Below are 23,040 nucleotides of genomic sequence, written 5' to 3'. Positions count from 1 at the left end.
CTAAATTTAGGTAATTTGAATGTTGCGGATGAGTTCATCCACTTCATGTAAATTATTCATCTTTAATACGCCTCGGTAAATTGCCTTTAATTGTTCTAAATCTGAAATTTGAGAGATTTCTGACATCAGTTTTAATCCTTCGCAGCCAAATTTTCTCTCTAAAGCACATTCAAGTTCAGGCAGAAAACCTTCTCGCCAACCTTTTTCATAACCTTTTTTGAAACTTTCTTGATAAAAGAAAGATTTCTCGAACACTGACATATATCACCTCATAATTTGCCAAACTCAAGGAAGTTTCATCACTTCAAATTAATTGCCGTAGTTCATCTAGAGTATTCACGCTCTTAATTCCCTGCTGAATTGCTTTTAATCTATCTAAATCTGAAATTTGAGAGATTTCTGGCATCAGTTGCAATCCCTCAACGCCAAATTTTATCTCCAAAGCGAGTTCAATACCTGACAGTATCTCTTCTTGCCGTCCTTCTCGCCGTCCTCGTTCTTCCCCTTCTCGCCGTCCTCGTTCTTCCCCACGTTTTTCGCCACGTTCTTCCCCTTCTCTCAAAATTTGCTGATACCAGGGAGATTCGCGTAACACTGCCATATCCCACCTCATGATTTGCTGAACTATAGCGCTGTCTAATACGAAGGTAGCAAAAAAAGCCATGACGGTTTCTAACTGGCTCAATTGTTCATCGGCGCGAAGAATTTGCAATGCCCGTTGCACAGTCGATTCTTCTGCACCTCCCTTGAGAATTGGGACAAAGGGAAGCAATGAGGGAACAGGTTGAGTAAAAGCGATGTCCACATCGACTTCCCAAAGGTTTATAACGCGGTAGTCTTGACGCGCATGTAAACCTGCAAATTGCGATTCATAACTGGTGGGGATTTCAACATCACTTTCTTTGAGGATGTTAACCAGTACTGGATAGGTGGGCAAATTGTACTTTTCTTCTGCCAGTGCTGCATAAGCCCGCATCCGTTTGGGCATTTCAAGCTTGTAACGTAATTGTAACTCGTTAAGTACTATAAATTCGCCATATTGGGGACTGGTGGCGCGGACTAATACATCACTCTCACGGCTAATCCACTGGAATTCGGAGTTGATAATTTCTCCAGATGCAATATCGGGAATTTGTGTTACCCATTTTACCCAATTTTCGGGTGCGAGGCTGATTAATCGCTTGGTGCTAATATCTGCTGTTTTAGCCATAGGAGATGTAGATGACCATAGTTGTAGTTTATGGCTAAAGTGGCGATATATACGATGGGCTACACCTATGCACTGATGTACTTTGTTATAGATTTTATAAATTACTTGGTATCGTCTTAAATTTCTGTGCCGACCCCAAAGAATAATCTTCTAATTTAAAATCAGCAAAAGGCTTTTTTTCTAACCTATTGCGTAGCGCCTCATCCAGAATCACACCTGCTGATTCTCTTTTAACACCAATGATTATTACACTTCTCTGATATGTAGTTAAATTCTGATTTTTCTGACAATCACTTCGCTGAAATTGACCCAAATTCAGTAAGCGATAACTTTTAATGTTTGGTGTATTAATAAATATTTTTTTAGCTAAAACTTGTATTTGTTTGGAACGTTCTAAAGCCACACGTTCTTGAACTGCTGTATCACCCTTACAAGAAGCTGTGCCAACGGAGATGATTTCATTGGAATCTTCCATTACCTTCTCTATAGTTTCTTGTTGTAAATTCAGATTTAAAAGGTCAACACTAATAATTTCATCATTATATTTAACTTGAAAATTACTACCTGCAAGCCATTTATATTCTAGTGATAAAATAGCTATATTAAATTCGGCTATCCTTCCCTGACTATCTCTACCTTCTTTATAATCAAAATAATCAATATTACCTTTTTTTTCTGGATATTGTCTGTAATTTGACATTCCAGAAGAATCTGATTTTCGTGTTGCTAAAGCCAGTATACTAAGCAATCCTAACGCCACTAGCAGCAGTGCGAAAAAAGTCAACATCGGCACTTTTTCGGGTTGTTTATTTACAGGCAATAAGTTGTCATTAACAGGCTGAGGTAAATTTTCAATTTGATAAATATTTAGTATATTAATATCTATAGAAGTAGCTTCTGTTAGTTGAGTTTCAATTTCTTCTAGGGAATGCAAAATTTCCTGAGTATTGGCAGGACGTTTTTCTATATCCAATGCTGTTAGCCAATCAATTAAATTCAATAGTAAGGGTGAAATATGGATTGCATGATTTTGCCAATGCAATAAATTATGCTGGACATCATACATATCCAAAGGATGGTATCCCGTGAGCAAAAATACAAATGTGCGTCCCAAAGCAAAGAAATCTGATTGCGGTACTGCTTGACCATTCATTTGTTCTGGGGCGCTGTAGCCAGATGACATAAGTGCTGTCATTTTGTCGCTGTTGCTTAGTTGGTCTTGGTAGGTTTTAGTAATTTCACTGGCGGTACCAAAATCAATTAGTACTAGATTCCTGCAACCCTTATCAAGGGGGAATCTGATCATGATGTTAGATGGCTTAATATCTCGATGTAGATACTGTTTACCATGCACTACATCCAAAATTTCTAGCAATTGTCTTAACCAATCTATGGCTTGTTCTTGGGATATGGGGCAATTCTGCTGCTTTAGCCATTGTTCTAAGTTGTAGCCATCGATTTTTTCCATTGCTATGCAATGCAACACTAAACCATTTCGGGTTTGATACTGGAAGTAACTATCTTCTTTGGGAATGCCGGGATGCTTGAGTTGTCCCAACACGGTTACTTCTTGCTGAAATAGTTCTACTGCTTTGGCGTCGCTTGATAGATCCTCTTTGAGTATCTTGAGGATTTTGGGGGTATCTTGTTCGTATGCCTCATAAACTTTACTAAACCCTGTTTTATCACTCAACAGGCACGTCACTCGATAACGCCCTAGCAATTCTAGATGGGAGCCACAACTTTGACAAAAGCGGTTTTGATGATTATTCGGGTGATTTGGTTGAGGGCAAACGGGATTGATACAAAGGCTCATGAGTGGGTAATGGGGAATGAGGGAGATGGGGGAGATGGGGGAGATGAGGGAGATGGGGGAATAATCAATGCCCCATGCCCAATCTCCCTAGACATTGCTCCTATTAATTCTTCTGTTGCCGTATGATAATCCCGTCTAAATAATCATGAGATTTTCTATCTGTGTTCTGTCAAGAAAGCTGCCACTGTTTGGTTAAATGCTTCTGGTTGTGTCAAAAATGGCCAATGATTGCCGGGAACTTGGCAGATGCGTAAGTTTTGAAGGTGGGTTTTGTAGGGTTGAATTTGCCAATTTTGGCGGTTCAGTCCTTGTTTTGGCTGGATGAATAGGGCAGGGGTGTCAAGGGGAATTGTAAAACCGGGCACCTGCATTACTGCCTCAAAAATCCCGTCGCGGGCGGCTATGGTAAATTTGCTGCCCCAACTACCATCGGGTTTTTGTTCTATTCCTGCTTGGAAGACTTGTTGCTGTAAGGAAGTCCATCCTTGATATTGCTTTAACTGCTGTGCTTGTTGTTCGGCTTCTTCGTAGCTGGCAAAGGGACCCATGCTTTTGAGAAAAGGCAAGAAGCGATACAACGTTGGAAAAGTTACCCTGAGAAGACTGGGCATCTTCCAAATGAAAATCGGATCGACCAGAATTATACTCCGCAACCGCTTTGGGTTTTCTCGTGCCCAAATCGCGGCTAATTTGCCTGTCCACGAGTGACTGACAATATGAGCAAAAGTCCATCCAAGATGATCCATGAGTGCTTCAAGGTCTGCGATCGCACTCTCAAAGCTATAATCTATCTCTGGCTTGCTACTTTGGCCATGTCCGCGCATATCTGGTGCAACTATGTGGTAGTCTGCTGCCAAATAATCTCCTAAACTAGACCACACCAGAGCATGGTCGCCTAAACCATGTAACAGCAGTAAAGGTTCTTGACCCTGGTTCCACTCTAAATAAGAAAGTTGGATATCAGGTTTTGATAAAGTTTGACGCACAGGTATCATTGCACATCCAGATGTAGATAGTTTTGCGTTTATATGGTACTGGGGATTGGGGACTGGGGACTGGGAGACAAGAATAACTAATACCCAAATAAATGCCCAAATGCTCAATACCCAATACCCAATACCCAATCCCCAATCCCCAATCCCCATTCCCCATTCCCCATTCCCCATTCCAATTGTTACCAATTACCACTTTATGACTCTGAGGATTGTACCAATTGACACGAAACAATGAGGCTAATGAATGCCAAGATCAAAAATAAAGGATGCCCCAAGGATATTGAAAGTACTATGCCAGAATTACACCAATCAATTGCCCAGCATTATCACGAACGGACTAAATACAATCCTGAGACTCTCGCCTCCAAAAATCAGCGGTTGGACTGGACTAAACAGCCAGTGCCCTTTAAAGAGTACAAAATCGGCTCTACTTTTGATCTCAAACCCTATATCCAAGAAAAAGCAGAGGCATTTGCTAATAATCCAGATGCTCAATGGTGGCAAAGACTCTCAAGGCTGTTGTTTCGCAGCTATGGATTGACGGCGAAAATGCCTTCTATGGGGAGTGCTGTGTATTTACGCGCTGCTCCCAGTGCAGGCGGATTATACCCTGCCGAAGTGTATGTGGTTTCCCGTGGGACGTCGTTATTGCCGCCTGGTCTATATAACTACCAGTGTCGGACTCATTCTCTCATGCATTATTGGGAAAGTGATGTTTGGCAAACTCTCCAAGCAGCTTGTTTCTGGCATCCTTCTTTAGAAAATACCCAACTGGCAATCATTGTCACTGCGGTTTTCTATCGTTCTGCGTGGCGCTATGAAGATCGGGCTTATCGTCGGATTTTTCTGGATACGGGACACTTGTTGGGTAATATCGAGTTAGCTGCTGCGATTACTGATTATCGTCCCCATTTAATCGGCGGCTTTGTGGATGAATCAGTTAACGATCTGCTTTATGTTGATCCGCAACAAGAAGGTGCGATCGCTATCTTACCTCTGGCAGATTTATTAGATGTCAATCAAAATTTACCATTGGGATGTACTGCCTTACCTTCCGCCACCGAAACTAGTTATCCCCAAATCCCCGATGGCGAACTGCTGACATATTTCCATCGTCACACCCAAATCCAATCAGGTATAACTGGCAATCTCAATCTACCAGTTATCAAACAAGAAAAATCTTTGGAGGATAAATACAACTTTCCTTTCTGTTTGAAAATTCCCACCACCACCGCACCTATAGACTGGGGAAAAAAGCTGTCAGAACTGGAAACCACTATGTACAAGCGACGCTCTACCCGCGCCTACAATGGTGATGATTTAAGCTTCGATGAATTGAAAAGTTTACTCGATTTCACTTACCAACCACAAAATTACATCGACCAAAGTTTAGATATTTCTCCAGACTACTTTGATCTGAATTTAATAGAAACATTCATTGCTGTTTGCGGAGTCAAAGGACTGGAGGCGGGTTGTTATTATTACGCACCCAAAGCCCAAGAATTACGCCAAATTCGGTTTAAAAACTTTCGGCGAGAGTTACATTTTCTCTGTTTAGGGCAAGAATTGGGGCGGGATGCCGCAGCGGTATTGTTTCATACAGCGGATTTGAAAGCTGCGATCGCACAATATGGCGATCGCGTTTACCGTTACTTACACATGGATGCCGGTCATTTAGGACAGCGCTTGAATTTAGCAGCAATGCACCTGAATGTAGGCGTCAGTGGTATTGGTGGATTCTTTGATGACCAAGTAAATGAAGTTTTGGGTATACCTACTGATGAAGCTGTTTTATATATCACTACATTAGGACGCCCAAGATAAAACATAGCGCAGGCTACCGCAATATAACATCAAGTCCGCAAAGATTCTACTCTACGAGACGCTACGCGTAGTTTGCTTCAACCTATTAGTATGTGGTTCATTTCCTAACTTAAACTTTTGGCGGTAAATATATACTGTAAAAAGTTTTACCTGATAGTTTGTACGGTGATACAATTCTTACTTCAGTATTGCCGTAAATTGTCAACCTTATTTTGGGGTTCGATGCGGTTTGGTCTGGGATAATACATCTTGAAACTTTGCTGTAGCAACTTATCCCTTGTAAACTTAGCTTAGGAGTTAAGAGTTATCAATCTCCGTATGTAGCCGTATTCTTGCTTGTTTTATTACTCCTTAGTAAGTGAACTATCTTAATAAACTTATCTATTTATGAGGTTGCAAAAACTGCCCAGAATTTGATAAAAGAACTGTTGGTGAATATTATTTTTTTGAAACTCACATTTAAGAAACCCCAAGTACCCATTCAAATGGAGTAAATTATTTTCACAAAAAATAAATATTGTAACAATCTTTTAGAGTAAAAACATTTGTTCATTTCAGCATAGGCTTTAGCTAATTTAATCTGGCATTACAAACGTTAAAAAACGATTTTTATTTAGCAGAATTATTTTTTAATATTTAGTTTGTTTAAATCTGATATTTAACAAAATTTTTGTTACACAACCACTGATGTTATTTCCTGAAAATGAAAGCCAACGTCTAGAAGTACTTAATCAATATCAAATTTTAGATACGCCACCAGAAGAAGTTTTTAATGAACTAGCTCAACTAGCTGCTAACTTTTGTGAAGCACCAATCGCCCTGATTAGTCTAGTTGATGCAGAACGAGAGTGGTTCAAGTCAAAAATTGGAGTAACTATATCGGAAGTTCCTCGAAGCATTTCTTTTGGTAGTTATACTATCTTGCACAGTGAAATATTAATCATCCCGGATGCTTTGCAAGATGAACGGTTTGTTACAAATCCCCTTGTAACATCAAATAATTATTTCCGTTTCTATGCAGGAGTTCCCCTAATTACCTCAAGTGGTTTTGCATTAGGTAGTCTTTGTGTAATTGATTTTTCACCACGAAACTTGAGTGTTAAAGAGCAAGTAGCCTTACAACAGTTGGCTCGACAGGTAATCAGGTATTTAGAATTACATCGGCAAAAACTTATTGATGATAGCCAAAGGAGTTTTAATCTCCTTTTTTCTAAAAATCCTAACCTAATGTGGGTATATGACCAGAATAATCTGCAATTTTTAGATGTCAATGAAGCTGCTGTTCTTCACTACGGCTACTCACGAGAAGAGTTCTTGCAAATGCGAATAACTGACATTTGCACACCAGAAGACATGCCTGTTTTCCTGGAATATTTAGGAAAAAAGCACTCTGACTTAGACTTTACTGAACAATGGCGACATCGGCGAAAAGATGGACAGATTATTGATGTTGAAATTGTCACAAATTTAATAGACTATGCTTGTCACCAAGCTCATTTGGTTAATATACGAGACATCACAGAACATAAACAAATAGAAAAAACTCTTCAGGAAAGTGAAGCTAGATTTCAAGTTGTTTCTGAAGCTATTCCTGTTCCATTCATTATTTCCCGTGCATCTGATGGTTTGATTTTATACGCTAATCCAGAGTTGCTTCAAACATTTCGGTTTTCTCCAGAGTATTTAATAAATCGCAAAAATTTATTAGATTTGTATCATAATTTGGCAGATTTAGAAGCGCTATTAAAACTTCTTAATCAGCATGGTTTTATTCATAATTATGAACTTCAATTAAAAAGAGCAGATGGAACTTATTTTTGGGCGATAACTTCACTACAATATTTAAACTTCAACAATGAATCAGCGATTTTAACAGTATTCTATGATATTAATGACCGAAAAAATGCCGAAACAAAACTCCAAGAGCAAAATGAGTTTTTGCGGATAATTTTCGAGAGTATACCATTGATGATTGCCCTCATTGCTCCCAATGGTAAACTTCAATGGGTGAACCAAGAATGGGAAAATATTCTCGGTTGGAAACTTCAAGATTGCCAAACTTATGATGTATTGGAAGCGTTATACCCTAATCCTGAATATCGACAGTATGTAATAAATTTTGTTCAGTCCGCACAACGCAATTGGGGTGACTTTAGAACTCAGGTGCGCGATGGTCGTTTATTGGATACGTCTTGGACTAATATTAAACTTTCAAATGGTCAAATTATTGGTATTGGGCAAGATATCACAGAACGGAAGCAAACTGAACTAGCTCTAAAAGCTCAAGCCGAGCGAGAGCAATTGATGCGGACTGTTGCTCAACGGATTCGTCAATCTTTGAATCTCCAAGATATTTTGAATGCAACAGTTCAAGAAGTGCGAGATTTACTTGGGGTTGATCGAGTAGTAGTTTATCAGTTTGACTCAGAGATGATCGGCACAATTGTGGCAGAATCGGTGGAACCTGGATGGACAGTTTCTTTGGGTGTAGAGATTCATGATACGTGTTTTCAAACAGGTGCAGGGGTGGAGTATTATCAGGGACGCAAACGAGCGATCGCTAATATTTACGAAGCTGGACTCACTGATTGCCATATTCGCCTGTTAGAACAGTTTGAAGTCAAAGCAAATTTAGTTGTACCCATATTGCTAGAAGTAGGCTCTCAAAGCCCCGGCTCTCACCTTTGGGGTTTATTGGTTGCTCACCAATGCTCTAATTTCCGCCATTGGGAAGAAAATCAATTAGATTTGCTCGATCAACTTACAGTCCAATTAGCGATCGCAATTCAACAATCCAGCATCTTTGAGCAAGCTCAAACTGAACTTGTTCAAAGACAAAAAGCTCAAGTGAAATTAAAAAATGCCTTGGCTGAAAAAGAAGTTCTCTTAAAGGAAGTTCATCATCGAGTTAAAAATAATTTGCAAATTGTCTCCAGTTTATTACAACTTCAGTCTCAAACACTCAAAGATCCGGAAGTAATCAAAGTTCTTCGAGAAAGTCAGAACCGAATTGAGTCAATATCTCTAATCCATAAAAATTTGTATACTTCCGCTAATATTGGGCAAATTGATGTTGCTGACTATATCCATAATTTAGCAACAAGCTTGCTAATTTCCTATCAAATATGGCCGGGTAAAATTGCACTAGAAATTGATATAGAACCGTTAAATTTGAATGTTGACCAGGCTATTGCCTGTGGATTAGTTATTAACGAATTAATCTCCAATGCCCTCAAGCACGCTTTTCCCAATCAACAAGCAGGCACAATTAGTATTGCTCTACGCAATATTAGTAATAATATCGAGATGACTATCCGAGACAATGGGATTGGTTTACCAGATAATTTAGATTGGACAAATACTGATTCTTTGGGTCTGTCGTTAGTATATGACTTGGTTATAGAACAACTGGAAGGCAGCATTACTCTAGAACGAAATCATGGAACAGTATTCAAAATCCAATTCACGCAGTTAACTTTGCATCAATAAATATCAAATGGGTCCAGCTAGAATTTTAGTTGTTGAAGATGAAGTGATTGTGGCTAGAACTATTGCTAGCCAACTCACTCAATTAGGGTACATTGTTACGGGTACAGCTTCATCTGGAAAAGTTGCCATTGCCAAAGCATCAGCAACTCAACCAGAACTAGTATTAATGGATATTATTCTTAAAGGTGAGATGGATGGTATTGCTACCGCTAGTCAGATTCGTGAACAGTTAGATGTACCCATAATTTATTTAACTGCTTATGGTGACGACCATACTTTAGAAAGAGCCAAACTTACCCAACCTTTCGGATACATTGTTAAACCATTTACTACAAAAGATTTAAGAATAGCGATCGAGATCGGTCTTTTAAAACACCAGTTAGAACGAGAACTGCGAGAGAATCGAGATCAGTTAGCAACCCTTTTAAATTCGATGAGTGATGCTGTCATCGCTACCAATGAGCAGGGAGCAGTGACATTCATGAATCCCGCAGCTGAAGCGCTGACTGGCTGGCAGCAAAAAGATGCTTTAGGAAATGAGGCGACGAAAATTTTTCATATTGTCGATGAAGTTACAGAGACTACATTAGAAAACCCTGTGACAAAAGTGCTGCGGGAGCAACAGGTTGTTTATTTAGGGGAATTCACATCTCTGATTACAAAAAACGGAAAAAGAATTCCAATTGGTGATAGTGCTTCACCACTAAAGCGAGGATCTGACCAGATAAATGGTGTAGTAGTTGTTTTCTGGGATCTTAGCGAACGACGACAAACAAAATTGCTAGAGCAAGCATTAGAGAAGGAGCAAGAACTTAACCGTCTCAAGTCACTATTTATCTCTACCGTATCTCATGAGTTTCGTAATCCGCTAACTGTTATTCAAACGGCAGTAGAACTCATCGAAATGCAAGGAGCAAATTTGACAGATGCAAAAAGAGGCGTTTATTTAAAGCGAATTCAAGGTGCTGTGCAATCTATGGAAAAACTCATGGAAGAAGTGCTGTTTATGGGCCGAGCGGAAGCAGAAAAACTTATATACAACCCCGCCGGACTTAACTTAGAGCATTTTTGTCGAGAGTTAGTCGAAGATTTTTCTATTGTTGAAAGTAGCGTATGTGAAATTGTTTTTAACTGTCATAGCGAGAACACGTCTGCTGTAATGGATGAAGAACTCTTACATTACATGTTGATAAATCTACTCTCAAACGCAGTTAAATATTCTCCCAGAGGAGGCAACATTCAGTTTGATTTAATATGCGACCCGATTGAGAAAGTAGCAATTTTTTATATTCAAGATCAAGGTATGGGCATTCCCGAACCAGACCAAACTCGACTTTTTGAATCATTCTACCGAGCCTCAAATGTCCAATCAATTCAGGGTACTGGATTGGGGTTAGTAATCGTTAAAAGGTGCGTTGATGCTCATAGGGGTAAAATCAGTGTCACAAGTCAAGTTGGAGTTGGTACTAAATTTACAGTAATTTTGCCCTTAAATTCCTAATTATCCTTGACTGAAGCTATTAAATAGGGAACGGAGAGTAATAGAAAAGAGGATTTAGACCCCACCTAAAACAGTCCGCACTTAGTTGCGTATTTATCTTACTCCCGGAAAGAGAATTCCTAATATGAAAAACTATTCCCTATTCCCTATTCCCTATTCCCTGTTCCCTATTCCCTTTGGTAGTGACGCCATTTTTCTTGCTGACGCGCTCTTTTCTCTTCGGTGAGGCTATCAAAACAATAGGGACAAGAGATACCTTGCTCATACTTTGGAGACACCTTATCTTCCTCAGAAATCGGACGCCCACAACAGAAGCACCGCTCACAACTCCCTTCTTCCAATCCATGACTAACAGCTACCCGCTCGTCAAAAACAAAACATTCGCCTTGCCATAAACTTTCTTGTGCTGGAACTTCCTCCAAATACTTGAGAATGCCGCCTTTAAGATGATAGACTTCTGCAAAACCTTGGGCAAGCATGAAGGATGAGGCTTTTTCACAGCGAATGCCGCCTGTACAAAACAGAGCAACCTTTTTGTGTTTAGTTGGGTCGAGATGGTGACGCACATAATCGGGAAATTCCCGGAATGAGTCAGTTTGGGGATTTTCTGCGCCTTGAAAAGTACCGATATTCACCTCATAATCATTGCGGGTATCAATCACGGTTACTTCTGGATCAGAAATTAGATCATTCCATTCCTGGGGGCTGACATAAGTACCAACTTGCTCATTTGGGTCAATTTCCGGCAACCCCAAAGTGACAATTTCTGGCTTCAACCGCACCTTCATCCGCTCAAAGGGCGGAGTTTCGGTATATGACTCTTTGTATTCTAGGTCTGCTAAACGGGGGTCAGAACGCAAAAACCAGAGAACTGAGTCAATGGACTGACGCGAACCTGCAATTGTACCGTTAATGCCCTCTTGTGCCAGCAAAATAGTCCCCTTGACTCCTTGGGTTTGGCAGTAAGACAGCAGAGGATCTCGTTTCTCAGCAAAATCTGGCAGCCTGACAAATTTATACAGTGCTGCAACAACTTGGATATTTTCTGGCTTCATCCCTTTGATAATGGAACAATATAAGTTACAATAGCAACGGCAATCAAAGTTACCTACTATTTTAATTTTACGGGGGTTTAGCTCAGTTGGTAGAGCGCCTGCTTTGCAAGCAGGATGTCAGCGGTTCGAGTCCGCTAACCTCCATTAAAGATGTTTATTGAAATGTGCGATGCATGGGTTAATCTACGCCTACGCATATACAAGCAACTTCCAAGTAATAAAATATTCCAATATTTCTTGTAGGATGGGCGTCTCACCTGTCCTGTGAACTGCGCGGGCTTTTCCGGCCACCCCACAAGTAGTTAGTAGTAATTTCTTTGTTGAAGTTTCCCTAGTTGACTTGTTGGGAAAAGTGGAAAGATAGGGCGATTAAGTACTGCTACAATAAGCGTCTTAGTTAGCATCATCGATAACCAGTTAATCAAAGTTAGATTTATCTATACTTAGGGGGTTGTTTGAAAAAGCGTCCATTGGGATTAGTAGCAATTGTTCTCTACAAATCATTTGCCGCTTTGCTGCTTATGGTTACTTCGATCGCTTTATTATTGACATTAAAAAATTATCAAACTCTAGAGGCTTTTTCAGAGAATTATGTTTTAGAAGGGAAATCGATGATTATTGATTCGCTTTTAAAGAAAGTTATTCACTTAAATCCCCGAACCTTGGCATTTAGCGGTATCGGAACAGGAATATATGCTATTGTTACTACTATTGAAGCCATTGGTTTATGGTACGAAAAACGTTGGGCACATGTCTTGGTATTGGGACTTGTAGGTATCAGTATTCCACCAGAAATTTATGAATTAATTCAGGGGATCTCTCCTATAAAAATGTTTATTTTTGTGTTGAACTTAGCAGTGTTTGGCTATTTATTACGAAATTTTCCTAAACATCAAACCACTGCGCGGAGTCATTAATTATTAGTCATTAGTTCAAGAGAAACACGCCCACTCTTTTAAGAAGCTCCAGGTTTACACAAAACTAAGACCCCACGTTGTACAATCGCTAAAAATACAATCTGGAGAGCGACTTGCCTAGATCGATTCACTCTACTCAACCACCACTGAAATTTATTCCCCAACGATTGAACCCGCTGGTACTCCAGATTGTTCGGTGGTTATTGCCGATCGCACTACGGTTTCGCACTCGCCCTTGGCTACCAGCTGGAATTGTCAAGATTGAAGCCACGAATGTTGAGGTATTAGCTGAACTTTATCAACAATTCCAGGCTGGAAAAATTCGCTTTTTGTTGGCATTTCGCCACCCAGAGGTGGAAGATCCCCTCTGTATGCTGTATTTGCTTTCTCACATTGTGCCAAAAGTCGCTCGTCAGGAAGGTATTACATTACAATCCCTGGTTCACAGCTATTTTCTTTATGACCGGGGTATGACGGTTTGGGCTGGAAAATGGCTAGGTTGGTTGTTCTCTCGGCTGGGAGGTGTGCCGGTTCATCGCGGTAGGCGACTAGATAGGCAAGCTATCCAAACTGCACGAGAGTTGTTTGCTAATGGCGAACTACCGATCGCAGTGGCACCCGAAGGCGGTACTAATGGTCATAGTGGTATTGTTAGCCCACTGGAACCAGGTGTTGCTCAAATGGGGTTCTGGTGTGTAGAAGACTTGCAAAAAGCTAACCGGACTGAGACTGTGATCATTTTGCCGATCGCTATCCAGTATCGTTACGCCGAACCACCTTGGTCTAAACTGGATTGGTTGTTGAGTAAGTTGGAAGCTGATAGTGGCTTACCAGTAAAGAAAATTGATTCGGGCAATCGTGAAGAGATTTACTATCAACGCCTCTGTAGGTTGGCCGAATATCTGATTACCGAGATGGAAGAGTTTTATCGTCGCTTCTATCATCAAGACATCCCAAAAACCATCTCAATTGATGAATCTGCTACTCCTAATCAGGTATTAATTGCCCGACTGCATCGCTTACTAGATAAGGCATTACAAGTTACCGAGCAATATTTTGGAGTTCAGGCGCAGGGTAATTTTATTGACCGCTGTCGCCGCTTGGAAGAAGCTGGCTGGAATTACATTTATCGGGAAGATTTGCCAGATATCAATGCTTTAGCACCCTTTAAACGCGGTTTAGCAGACTGGATTGCAGAGGAAGCAGACTTGCGAATGCGGCACATGCGGATAGTGGAAAGTTTTGTTGCAGTCACAGCTACCTATATTCAGGAACAACCGACAACGGAACGGTTTGCGGAAACAGCTTTGCTTATTTTCGATATGCTTTCCCGAATTCAAGATACAACGCTTCCGGGGCGACCTCGGTTAGGTTTGCGACAGGCACAAATCACCGTGGGGGAGCCAATTTTAGTTACGGAACGCTTTCGCAATTGTCAGGGCGATCGCCTCGCGTCTAGACAAGCTGTGAGCGATTTGACAAAAGATTTACAGGTTGCTTTGGAGAAGATGATTAGTTGAAGAAGGCAGGAGGCAGGACAATACAGTTCGGTTAAGGCTTTTTGATGAAAATTTTAGATCACAAAGATTCGATACGATAAATCGCCGTCTCTACAATAATCGGTCTTTTGTAGAGACGGCGATTCATCGCGTCTTTTGCCTTAACTCCCTCACCGATACAGCCAAACCCGAAGTAGTGAAAGCAGTTGTTCAGTATCTACAGGTTTAGTGATGTAGTCAGATGCTCCAGCTTGGATGCACTTTTCCTTGTCGCCTGGCATAGCTTTGGCAGTTAAAGCAATTATTGGTAAGGAACGAAACTGTTGTTGCTGGCGGATGGCGCGGGTGGTTTCGTAACCATCCATTTCCGGCATCATGATATCCATCAAAACTATATTAATCTCAGGATTAGTTTGCAGCTTCTCTATGCCATCTCTGCCATTTTCGGCAAATAGCACTTGCATTTGATAGCTTTCTAAAAAGCTGGTGAGGGCAAAAATATTTCGCAGATCATCATCTACAATCAGAATTTTCCGATTAGCCAGCACCGGGTCAGTTTGATGTAGTTGCTCTAGCATTTGACGTTTTGGTGGCGGCAAATTTGCTTGCACCCGATGTAAGAATAGGGCAGTTTCATCTAACAACCGCTCTGGCGATCGCACATTTTTAATGATAATTGTCTCTGCTAGCCCCCGCAGTTGGGTTTCTTCTTGGCGGCTGAGTTCTTTGCCGGTGTAAACGATAATTGGCAGTTTCAACAGCCTGGGTTCAAGTTTTATCTGCTCAATTAGTGTAAACCCGCTCATATCGGGCAAACCCAGATCCAACACCATACAATCAAAATGGTGCGATCGCAAAATCGAGAGGGCTTCTGCTCCCGTACCCACTGCTGTACTTTGAACATCGCCATTACCGATCAGTTCGATAATGCTTTGAGCTTGTACGGGGTCATCTTCTACGATGAGGAGATTTTTTACCTGACGCTCAATAAAGCCTTTAATCTCAGTCAATACCTGAGTAAGCGCTTCTGGAGAAACAGGTTTTTGTAGATAGGTAATCGCCCCTAGATGTAATCCCCGTTGCTGTCTTTCATCAACAGAAAGTATGTGTACTGGTATATGTCTGGTATCTGGTTTATGCTTCAGACGATCCAACACCGTCCAACCATCCATCTCTGGCATGTGGATATCTAGCATAATCGCATTGGGTTTAAACTGTTGCGCGAGTGCTAGACCTTGTTTGCTGTGTAAGGCAACAATGGTTTTAAAACCCTGCTCACGAGACATATCTAGTAAGATGCGGGCGAATTTATCATCATCTTCAATAATTAGCAAAACGCGATCGCCTGGTTGAATTATTTCCCGATCATCTGGAATTTCGCTGGGTAAGGTGGTAAGTACTTTCGCTGGTGCCGAAGTATCCATATTTTTTGTGGATCTTTTTTCGACCATTGGCACTTCTTTTATGGTCGATGCTGTACTAATAGAGGTAGTTGGCTCAGGGGGTGGTGTGGTAAGAGTATTTTTAGCATTTTTTTCCTGTCGCCTGGGTAAGTAGAGGGTAAAAGTACTTCCCTGTCCTGGTTGGCTGATTAGTTCAATTCTTCCACCCAACAGTTGAGCCAATTCGCGGCTGATGGATAAGCCCAAGCCAGTTCCCCCGTACTTGCGACTGGTGGTGCCGTCTGCTTGCTGAAATGCCTCGAAAATAATCTTCTGCTTCTCGGCTGGAATGCCTATACCCGTGTCGCTAACTGCAAAAGCAATCATGGAATTATCAACTTGGGCGGCATCATCTGCCATGCTAATTTGTAACTTTACACCTCCTTGTTCTGTAAACTTAAAAGCGTTAGCTAGAAGATTTTTCAGCACTTGTTGCAGGCGTTTGGAGTCGTTATAAATTGTTGGTGGTAACTTCTCATCTAATTCAACGGTAAAACTGAGTTCTTTATTGTGGGCAAGTTGCCGGAAAGTCTGCTCTAGAGATGTCTGCAAATCTACTAAAGCAATTTGCTCAATATCGAGCAACATAGTACCCGACTCAATTTTTGCCAAATCTAGAATGTCATTAATTAACTCCAGCAAATCATTTCCAGCCGAGTAAATAGTCCGGCTGTACTCTACCTGTTTGTCGGTCAAGTTGTTAAGAGAGTTATCTGCTAGCAGCCTTGCTAAAATTAACAAGCTATTTAACGGTGTCCGCAGTTCGTGGGACATATTGGCGAGAAATTCTGATTTATATTTGGAAGACAACGCCAATTGTTCAGCTTTTTCTTCCAAAGACTGTCTCGCCCGCTCAACTTCCTGATTCTTGCGAGCAACTTCCCGATTTTGTACTTCTAACAATTCTGCTTTTTCTTCTAATTCCTCATTTAATTGTTGCAATTCTTCGTTAGACTGCTTGACAAGAAATTGTGATTCTTCTAACTCGTGTGCCTGTTCTTCTAAGCGTTGATTGCTCTGCTGTAGTTCTTCTTGCTGGGTTTGCAGTTCCTCTGTTAAAGCAACAGATTCTTCAAGTAGTTGTTGGGTTTGGACTTGTGAAGCGATATTATTTAAAAATACACCAAGAATTTCACTCAATTGCTCTAGAAATTTCAGGTGCAACTCGTTAAAAGGCCCAAAAGAGGCAAGTTCAATTACGGCATTTACTTGCGTTTCAAATAGTATGGGCAACACAATAATATTTAGTGGTGGTGCTTCTCCCAAGCCAGAACTGATGCGGATATAGTCACTAGGAACTTCTGTGAGGAGGATTCTTTGTTTTTCGAGAGCGGATTGTCCCACCAGTCCTTCGCCCAAGCGAAACTGATTTGCCAAGTTTTTGCGGGCTTTATAAGCATAACTACTCAACAACTTCAGCATCGGCTGGTCGTTTACGGAGTCCATCACATAAAAAACGCCTTGGGATGCCCCAACCAGGGGTGCTAAATTCGACAAGATTAGGCTAGATACATTTTCCAGATTTCGTTGTCCTTGGAGCATCTGGGTAAATTCAGCCAAATTAGACTTTAGCCAGTTTTGCTCCTCATTTTTTTTAGTTGTGTTTTGCAGATTAACAATCATCTGGTTGAAGGTGCGCGTCAGCACACCAATTTCATCCTGGCGATCGCTATCTGGTAAACTTACCGATAAATCCCCATCCGCCATTTTTTCTGCCAAATCAGAAACTCGTTTCAGCGGTACTGAGATATGTCTGGTCAGGGAAAATCCAATTAAAGCTAAGATTACGGAAAATAAGGGAATACTATATACAATACTGCCGAGCGTTTGTTGGGCAGCTGCTTGTGCCTTCTCAGAGCGCTGTTTCAGCAGTGCAGTCTCCTCAGTTTTCATCGCCTGAATAACTTTCTGGATTTGATCCATTAGCCGCTTACCCTCGTCTGTCAAAACAGCTTTTTGGGTAGCTTCTAAACCCTGGCTTTGCCGTATTTCAATGATATATTTCATTACAGCCATTCTCTGCGTTAGCAATGGCTGTAAAATATCAAGCCGATTTTGTTGGTTGGGGTTATCTGCTGTTAAATTTTGAAGTTCCTTGATTTTTTGATTTAGTGATTCAAGAGCAGCGTTATAAGGTTCTAAATAGCGCTTTTCTCCAGTAATAATGTAACCGCGTTGCCCAGTCTCAGCAGTTGTCAGTTGTAAGTTGAGGTCTTCAAGCTGACTCAACACCTCATAGGTATGGTTTTCTTTGCTCGAAGTTTCAATTAACTCATTGGTGCTTTGGTAGGAGATTAGACCAATAGTGGTCAGAGTGGCCAAACTCAGGGCAAAACTTATTCCAATCTTGGTTCCAATCTTCAAACGATTCAACATTATTCCAGGCAGCTATTCAAATCTTATAGAAATGGAAATAGATTCAGAACCAGAAATGGGTAGGATTGGTTATGAAACTACTATTTTACTATTTGAAACAGATATTATTTTACTCGAAGACTACCATCTTGGCACTTAGATTTTATGTTGACATGATATTTTTATCAAAAAATCAACACCTATCTAATATTATTCTATTGTGATGGTTAAACAAATTTCGTGCTTAACAAAAAGGCTGGATAGTAAAATAAAACAGCCGGATAGTAAAAATTAAGTTTATTAAGTTTATTAAAATGCAATTTCTATAAATGCTAGCTAGATATAACGGCTTTTGTGGTTTGATATTACATCAATGCCATTGTACATCACTATACAGATAAGCCTTAACCTCAGTTATCACAATGGATATTTTCGTAGAAGGGTAAGGTGTCATAAAGCAAACTATAAGTTAAAACAATGTGATTTATTTTACAGCAAATATACTTATGCTATAAATTTTCAAAAATATGCACAATCACGATATATCATTAAACCTCTTGATATTAACTTGATGTTTAACTATAAGTTCGTAATAACCTGGCGATCGCTTCTAGACACATCAAGTTCAGATTGGCTATAGATACTAAAATGTTGGATCTTGTTACTCTCTAAAATAGCTCTTGCACCTGCTATGTAGATATCAGTGCCTTTAATAACTACTAAGTAATGACCAAGAGTCACCTGATGCTCATAATATCTGGCTAGATCATCAGGAATTCCTAAAGTAGTATAGTTATCTTGGGAACTGCTAATATTTCCCTCAAAAATATCACTTAGATAGCTTGTATTGTGAGCAACTATTGATACTTGACTCATGGGAAAGCCAGCGGTTCTCAGTTCAGTAAACGCTCTTTCTGCATCTTGGTGCGTATAAAAAACACCAACTGCATATTTATAGCGGCTGTCTGGGGTCGAGTATGGCTCATAAACACGCCACTGTTGAATATCACAGCGATTAAAAATTCTCTTAGCAATACGAATTTCGATGTCTATGGCGGTTACTATCACCAAATAGTGACCTTTACAGACAAGATCGCTGTAACCCTGTGCTTGATTTTCAGAAATCCCTAAACTTAGCAAAATTCCAGGCAAACCACCTGTTAAAGTAGTAGCGATCGCAGTTGCTTTGGCTCCGGCTAGCATGACTGAGCCTATACCAGAAATTGCCCAGAGAGCTAGACCGGACACTAAACCATCAAGATCACCTAAAGTACCACTAGTAACGGCTCCAGCAGCGTTTTCTTCAGATGTATTGCCAGTGTGCTTTTTAACATCAACACCAGCAATATCACTTTGTTCTTCTGCATTCCGTGCAATTACAGAAACTTTGTGCATTGGAAAATTAGAAGCTTTTAGTTCCTGAAGTACCAATTGTGCATCGGAACATCTAGCGAAAACTCCTATAGTTATTCGCTCTTTTTCTAATGTCATTTTATCGGTTTATTGCAGCTAGAAGTGATTCCCAAAACTATTAATTTGAGCTAATTACACAGCTCGACGACTCAGTAAACCCCAAAGGAAAATCAGTAGCATAGCACCAAGAACAGCAAATAAGATGCTTCCTAGAGATAATGCTCCTACAGATGCAGCGGCGGCTGAACTACTACCTAGCAAAGCTTGACCCAAATAACCCCCAACTACGGCTCCAAGAATTCCTAATACAATTGTGGAGAGAATACCACCACCTTGAGTTCCTGGATAAAATAACTTAGCTAATGCACCTGCAATTAAACCCAAAACCAGCCAAGCAATAATGTTAGTCATGTGAATTTCTCCTTCGTGAGAACCTACTTTGTTTTCTTTTGACTATTTCATCTTAAAGTTTGCCTACAAAATTCCTGATCTATCTAGAGAACTAATATCAAAAATCTTTAGATATCATTTGAATATTCATTATGTCCTATTTAGGGATAAATATTAGGAACGATTAGGAACTCGATTGGATTTCTGAAAAATCTAAGTATATGTAGGGGAGCCAATCGCGTAGGTGGGTTTCCCGACTTGAGCGGACTGGCGTTGTGTTACGGAAGCCATAGAGAATTCGGAAGCTAGTAGCAATCCAATTGCTGCATTGGCTATACAAATGTCTATATAGCGGTTATAGACAAGCGTAAAGTACAATTTTGACCTCTCTCCTAAAAGGAGAGAGGCTTTAAATTGTTCTCCCTTCCCGCGACGAGTTGGGGGTTAGGGGGTTAGGTCTATTTGCATACTTGTACCTCACCGGATTAAAAATGGCTATAGCTTGCTTACCGCAGAGGTTATCCCCATTTTCTTGTTATCAATTCTGTATTGTGTATTTTTCTTCAAAGCTGTTTAACTCACGGTAATTTAGCGATAAAGTTCATAGGATCTTTGAGAATATTAGGATATTTGTTGAGAAATTTATTAATAATTTTCTTTTTATTATCATCCACAACAAAATTATAGCTTTCCACAAAATTAAAGCTTCCTACCAAATACTTAGCTCCTAAATTCACTCTATATAAGATATTTTCTTCAGTTACATCACTGTGGTTAACCAGCCATCCTTTCCGATGTGATAAATAAAGTAATGTTGGATCGCTCCCGGTACTAGCAATTATTAGCGAATCAGGTTCAGTATTTTGTTTTACTTGCTGTGCCAGTTGAAAAACCGCCGATTTATCTATTCTTTCTTTTAACATATAATCAATACTATAAATGACAGAACCAGCAGCTAAAGTTAGACATAACAATACTACTATAATTTTTCTCTGATTCACTTTTTGAGCATTGTTATCGAAGTATTGACTACAAGCTTTACCCATAAATATCACTCCTGGGAGCATAAATTGGAGTTGGTAATATTCATGCACTAGACTAGTAACTGGTACTAAAATCCAAGTTAAGATTACTGAAACTAACCAAATATCTAATACATATTCTTTCGAACTTTTTCTAGTAATGAACAATCCTAGTAAAAATATGGGTAAGCCAAAAATAGCAAAATGCCTAACAGCAGTTCTAAATAATATTTCTGTCCAAAAATGTAAAGTAAGTACAATATTGTAGTTATACCTATTTGTTGAGCCTGACCAAAAACCAAAAGTATTACCATATCCTAAAAATAGTTGATGAGCATGGTAATACCATAAAACTACAGATGCTAAGATAAATATGCTATAAATCCACAGAGACAGTTGAGAAAAAACTCTGATCCCAAATTTAGTCCACGCTAAGTAAAAAAGTGGAATTCCTAAATATATTATTGGTAAAACTTTGATTAGACAAGCCAAAGCTACAAAGCTACCTGATAGGATTAAATCTCGCCATTTTTCTGATTCAAGCCAATTATTAAAATAGTATACGCCGAGAATTGAACACATCAGCAGCATAGACTCTGGCTGAAAAGTTCTACTATAATAAGTATTCAAAGGTAAAATTATAAAAAATAAGCAAGACCAAAATGCAACTTTCTTATCTAGAATCTTGCTAACAAATTGATATAAGAAGTATGATGCTACCAAAAAACAAATAATTGATAATAGTCTACCCCAAAATTCTGAAACTCCAAAAAATTTGTAAATAAGAGCAACGATAAACGAATAAATTGGAAACTCTGTTTCACAATAGCCAGGAGAATTACCTCCCCAATCAATTTGAGGATAAAATAGATTAAAACCATTTTCATAAAAATTTCTGGCTATTGCTGCTGTATCTGACTGACGCCAGGAATGAATACCGATAATGGGCGAATTGATATTATAAATTCTGATAGCTATGCCTAGAGTTAACAAAAAAAAGATTGGCGATTTTTGGAAGCTGTTTTTAATAAGATTATTTTGCATATAACCAGTTTTTCGGAGCAATTCAGGTAGAGACACAGAAAATAAAAATCAGCGATTTGGTATTCAACAGGAAAGTTGCAATTGAGATATTAATCTTTTTAAGATGCTTTGATTGAAACAAGTAAGCAAGAAAATATTCAATTACTTACAAAACTGAAGTTTTAAAAAGCGGTATTAAATATTCAAGATTCAGGATTCAAGACTAAAGAAAGAGCTAGTTGATAGAGTTGGCGACGGGGAAGGGAGGTAAATTTTGCTAATTGACGACTAGCTTGCGAGCGCGATATTCCCTGACTAATTAACTGTCTCAATTCGGCTTTCAGTTCCTCTTCTGTCAATTGGGGCTGACTAGCTGGAATTCCTGCCACAACTAATGTATATTCACCTTGGGGTTCTCGTTGGCTGTAGTGAGCGATCGCATCGGCAATCGTCCCTCGCCAAAATTCTTCATACAATTTAGTCAACTCCCGCCCTAGCACAATTTGGCGATCGCTTCCCCAAACTTCTGCTAAGTCTCGCAAAGTATCTCGCAATCGATGGGGCGATTCATAGAAAATCAATGTCCGAGATTCTGTTTGCAGAGATTCTAAATGTTCTTGTCTCTGTTGAGTTTTAGCTGGGAGAAAGCCTTCAAAAACAAACCGATCCGTTGGTAATCCAGCTGCACTCAAAGCGGTAATTGCTGCACTAGCGCCGGGAATGGGAACTACTGGAATTCCCGCCTCAATACAGGCTTTCACCAGTTCATATCCCGGATCGGAAATTCCCGGCATCCCAGCATCACTCACCAGAGCGATCGCTTTATTGTTGACTAAATGCTCTAATAATTCTGGGATGCGGCTGGTACGATTATGTTCGTGGTAACTCACCTGGGGAGTTTTAACTTGAAAATGCTGTAGCAGTTTCCCCGTGTGACGGGTGTCTTCCGCAGCAATGATATCCACAGTCTGCAAAATTCGCACCGCCCGAAAGGTTATATCTTCCAGGTTGCCAATTGGGGTGCCGACAACATAAAGTGTTCCTGGTTTTGGATCAGTTTGCATGAGGGAGAGTTAGGAGTTTGTAGAG

The 23,040-nt window shown here is 40.0% G+C and carries 16 protein-coding genes and 1 tRNA gene; 7 read left to right on the top strand and 10 right to left on the bottom strand.

Annotated features, from left to right (window positions below; all coding sequences use genetic code 11):
* Window positions 1-6: 6 nt before the first annotated feature.
* From ABF638_RS05085 to ABF638_RS05075, 3 genes are all read right to left on the bottom strand, one after another.
* On the bottom strand, window positions 7-261 hold the full coding sequence (locus ABF638_RS05085; RefSeq protein ID WP_435020797.1) for a hypothetical protein: 255 nt from the start codon (window positions 259-261) through the stop codon (window positions 7-9).
* Between the two features lie 43 nt (window positions 262-304).
* Window positions 305-1,210: an Rpn family recombination-promoting nuclease/putative transposase gene (locus tag ABF638_RS05080; RefSeq protein WP_435020795.1), complete on the bottom strand. Its 906-nt coding sequence runs from the start codon at window positions 1,208-1,210 to the stop codon at window positions 305-307.
* 94 nt (window positions 1,211-1,304) lie between these two features.
* A complete protein-coding gene (locus ABF638_RS05075) occupies window positions 1,305-3,026 on the bottom strand; it encodes a protein kinase domain-containing protein (RefSeq protein ID WP_435020793.1) in 1,722 nt (573 codons plus the stop codon).
* On the opposite strand from ABF638_RS05075, the gene ABF638_RS05070 reads away from it, so the two are divergent.
* On the top strand, window positions 2,940-3,152 hold the full coding sequence (locus tag ABF638_RS05070) for a hypothetical protein (protein ID WP_435020888.1): 213 nt from the start codon (window positions 2,940-2,942) through the stop codon (window positions 3,150-3,152). The two genes, ABF638_RS05075 and ABF638_RS05070, sit on opposite strands and share 87 nt — an antisense overlap.
* 29 nt (window positions 3,153-3,181) lie before the next feature.
* Here the strand turns inward: ABF638_RS05070 and ABF638_RS05065 are convergent, their stop codons facing one another.
* Entirely contained in the window at window positions 3,182-4,021 is an 840-nt protein-coding gene (locus ABF638_RS05065; protein WP_435020884.1) for an alpha/beta fold hydrolase, read from the bottom strand.
* Between the two features lie 291 nt (window positions 4,022-4,312).
* Here ABF638_RS05065 and ABF638_RS05060 point away from each other — a divergent pair, with 291 nt between their 5' ends.
* The 3 genes from ABF638_RS05060 (at window position 4,313) to ABF638_RS05050 (ending at window position 10,835) form a co-directional block, all read left to right on the top strand.
* Window positions 4,313-5,845 (top strand): SagB/ThcOx family dehydrogenase, encoded by a 1,533-nt coding sequence (locus tag ABF638_RS05060; protein ID WP_435020882.1) that lies wholly within the window; start codon window positions 4,313-4,315, stop codon window positions 5,843-5,845.
* A 687-nt stretch (window positions 5,846-6,532) separates the two neighbouring features.
* The gene (locus ABF638_RS05055; protein ID WP_435020791.1) at window positions 6,533-9,334 is read left to right on the top strand and encodes a PAS domain S-box protein; all 2,802 of its coding nucleotides are present in this window, start codon (window positions 6,533-6,535) and stop codon (window positions 9,332-9,334) included.
* A 7-nt stretch (window positions 9,335-9,341) separates the two neighbouring features.
* Window positions 9,342-10,835 carry an ATP-binding protein gene (locus ABF638_RS05050; RefSeq protein WP_435020789.1) on the top strand — a complete coding sequence of 498 codons (1,494 nt, stop codon included), beginning with the start codon at window positions 9,342-9,344 and terminating at the stop codon, window positions 10,833-10,835.
* 167 nt (window positions 10,836-11,002) lie between these two features.
* Here the strand turns inward: ABF638_RS05050 and ABF638_RS05045 are convergent, their stop codons facing one another.
* Window positions 11,003-11,890: a rhodanese-related sulfurtransferase gene (locus tag ABF638_RS05045; RefSeq protein ID WP_435020787.1), complete on the bottom strand. Its 888-nt coding sequence runs from the start codon at window positions 11,888-11,890 to the stop codon at window positions 11,003-11,005.
* Window positions 11,891-11,961: 71 nt separating this feature from the next.
* Between ABF638_RS05045 and ABF638_RS05040 the strand changes: the two genes are divergently transcribed.
* The 3 genes from ABF638_RS05040 to ABF638_RS05030 all read left to right on the top strand — a co-directional run bounded on the left by ABF638_RS05040 (window position 11,962) and on the right by ABF638_RS05030 (window position 14,327).
* Window positions 11,962-12,034, top strand: a tRNA-Ala gene (locus tag ABF638_RS05040).
* 311 nt (window positions 12,035-12,345) lie between these two features.
* The gene (locus ABF638_RS05035) at window positions 12,346-12,807 is read left to right on the top strand and encodes a DUF2127 domain-containing protein (RefSeq protein ID WP_435020785.1); all 462 of its coding nucleotides are present in this window, start codon (window positions 12,346-12,348) and stop codon (window positions 12,805-12,807) included.
* 113 nt (window positions 12,808-12,920) lie between these two features.
* Window positions 12,921-14,327: a lysophospholipid acyltransferase family protein gene (locus tag ABF638_RS05030; protein WP_435020783.1), complete on the top strand. Its 1,407-nt coding sequence runs from the start codon at window positions 12,921-12,923 to the stop codon at window positions 14,325-14,327.
* Window positions 14,328-14,476: 149 nt separating this feature from the next.
* On the opposite strand, the gene ABF638_RS05025 is transcribed toward ABF638_RS05030, so the two are convergent.
* The 5 genes from ABF638_RS05025 to rsmI all read right to left on the bottom strand — a co-directional run bounded on the left by ABF638_RS05025 (window position 14,477) and on the right by rsmI (window position 23,015).
* On the bottom strand, window positions 14,477-18,124 hold the full coding sequence (locus ABF638_RS05025; protein ID WP_435020781.1) for a response regulator: 3,648 nt from the start codon (window positions 18,122-18,124) through the stop codon (window positions 14,477-14,479).
* 558 nt (window positions 18,125-18,682) lie between these two features.
* The gene (locus ABF638_RS05020) at window positions 18,683-19,594 is read right to left on the bottom strand and encodes a hypothetical protein (RefSeq protein ID WP_435020779.1); all 912 of its coding nucleotides are present in this window, start codon (window positions 19,592-19,594) and stop codon (window positions 18,683-18,685) included.
* A gap of 54 nt (window positions 19,595-19,648) precedes the next feature.
* A complete protein-coding gene (locus ABF638_RS05015; protein WP_181932300.1) occupies window positions 19,649-19,927 on the bottom strand; it encodes a GlsB/YeaQ/YmgE family stress response membrane protein in 279 nt (92 codons plus the stop codon).
* 557 nt (window positions 19,928-20,484) lie between these two features.
* Window positions 20,485-21,972 carry an ArnT family glycosyltransferase gene (locus tag ABF638_RS05010; protein WP_435020777.1) on the bottom strand — a complete coding sequence of 496 codons (1,488 nt, stop codon included), beginning with the start codon at window positions 21,970-21,972 and terminating at the stop codon, window positions 20,485-20,487.
* A gap of 182 nt (window positions 21,973-22,154) precedes the next feature.
* Window positions 22,155-23,015, bottom strand: coding sequence for a 16S rRNA (cytidine(1402)-2'-O)-methyltransferase (gene rsmI, locus ABF638_RS05005; RefSeq protein WP_435020775.1), 861 nt, complete (start codon window positions 23,013-23,015; stop codon window positions 22,155-22,157).
* Between the last annotated feature and the right edge of the window lie 25 nt (window positions 23,016-23,040).

It is taken from the genome of Nostoc sp. CALU 1950, from assembly GCF_051172895.1.
GTDB classification, from domain to species: Bacteria; Cyanobacteriota; Cyanobacteriia; order Cyanobacteriales; family Nostocaceae; genus Nostoc; species Nostoc edaphicum_A.
This window is presented reverse-complemented; position numbering and strand designations above follow the sequence as displayed.

Excerpts from the sequence above, each read along its gene's own strand:
- ABF638_RS05065 (WP_435020884.1), bottom strand. The coding sequence starts at position 4,021 with ATGATACCTGTGCGTCAAACTTTATCAAAACCTGATATCCAACTTTCT.
- ABF638_RS05080 (WP_435020795.1), bottom strand. The coding sequence starts at position 1,210 with ATGGCTAAAACAGCAGATATTAGCACCAAGCGATTAATCAGCCTCGCA.
- ABF638_RS05070 (WP_435020888.1), top strand. The coding sequence starts at position 2,940 with ATGGGAGCCACAACTTTGACAAAAGCGGTTTTGATGATTATTCGGGTG.
- ABF638_RS05020 (WP_435020779.1), bottom strand. The coding sequence starts at position 19,594 with ATGACATTAGAAAAAGAGCGAATAACTATAGGAGTTTTCGCTAGATGT.
- ABF638_RS05015 (WP_181932300.1), bottom strand. The coding sequence starts at position 19,927 with ATGACTAACATTATTGCTTGGCTGGTTTTGGGTTTAATTGCAGGTGCA.
- ABF638_RS05055 (WP_435020791.1), top strand. The coding sequence starts at position 6,533 with ATGTTATTTCCTGAAAATGAAAGCCAACGTCTAGAAGTACTTAATCAA.
- ABF638_RS05010 (WP_435020777.1), bottom strand. The coding sequence starts at position 21,972 with ATGCAAAATAATCTTATTAAAAACAGCTTCCAAAAATCGCCAATCTTT.
- ABF638_RS05050 (WP_435020789.1), top strand. The coding sequence starts at position 9,342 with ATGGGTCCAGCTAGAATTTTAGTTGTTGAAGATGAAGTGATTGTGGCT.
- ABF638_RS05025 (WP_435020781.1), bottom strand. The coding sequence starts at position 18,124 with ATGTTGAATCGTTTGAAGATTGGAACCAAGATTGGAATAAGTTTTGCC.
- ABF638_RS05075 (WP_435020793.1), bottom strand. The coding sequence starts at position 3,026 with ATGAGCCTTTGTATCAATCCCGTTTGCCCTCAACCAAATCACCCGAAT.
- ABF638_RS05085 (WP_435020797.1), bottom strand. The coding sequence starts at position 261 with ATGTCAGTGTTCGAGAAATCTTTCTTTTATCAAGAAAGTTTCAAAAAA.
- ABF638_RS05060 (WP_435020882.1), top strand. The coding sequence starts at position 4,313 with ATGCCAGAATTACACCAATCAATTGCCCAGCATTATCACGAACGGACT.
- ABF638_RS05045 (WP_435020787.1), bottom strand. The coding sequence starts at position 11,890 with ATGAAGCCAGAAAATATCCAAGTTGTTGCAGCACTGTATAAATTTGTC.
- rsmI (WP_435020775.1), bottom strand. The coding sequence starts at position 23,015 with ATGCAAACTGATCCAAAACCAGGAACACTTTATGTTGTCGGCACCCCA.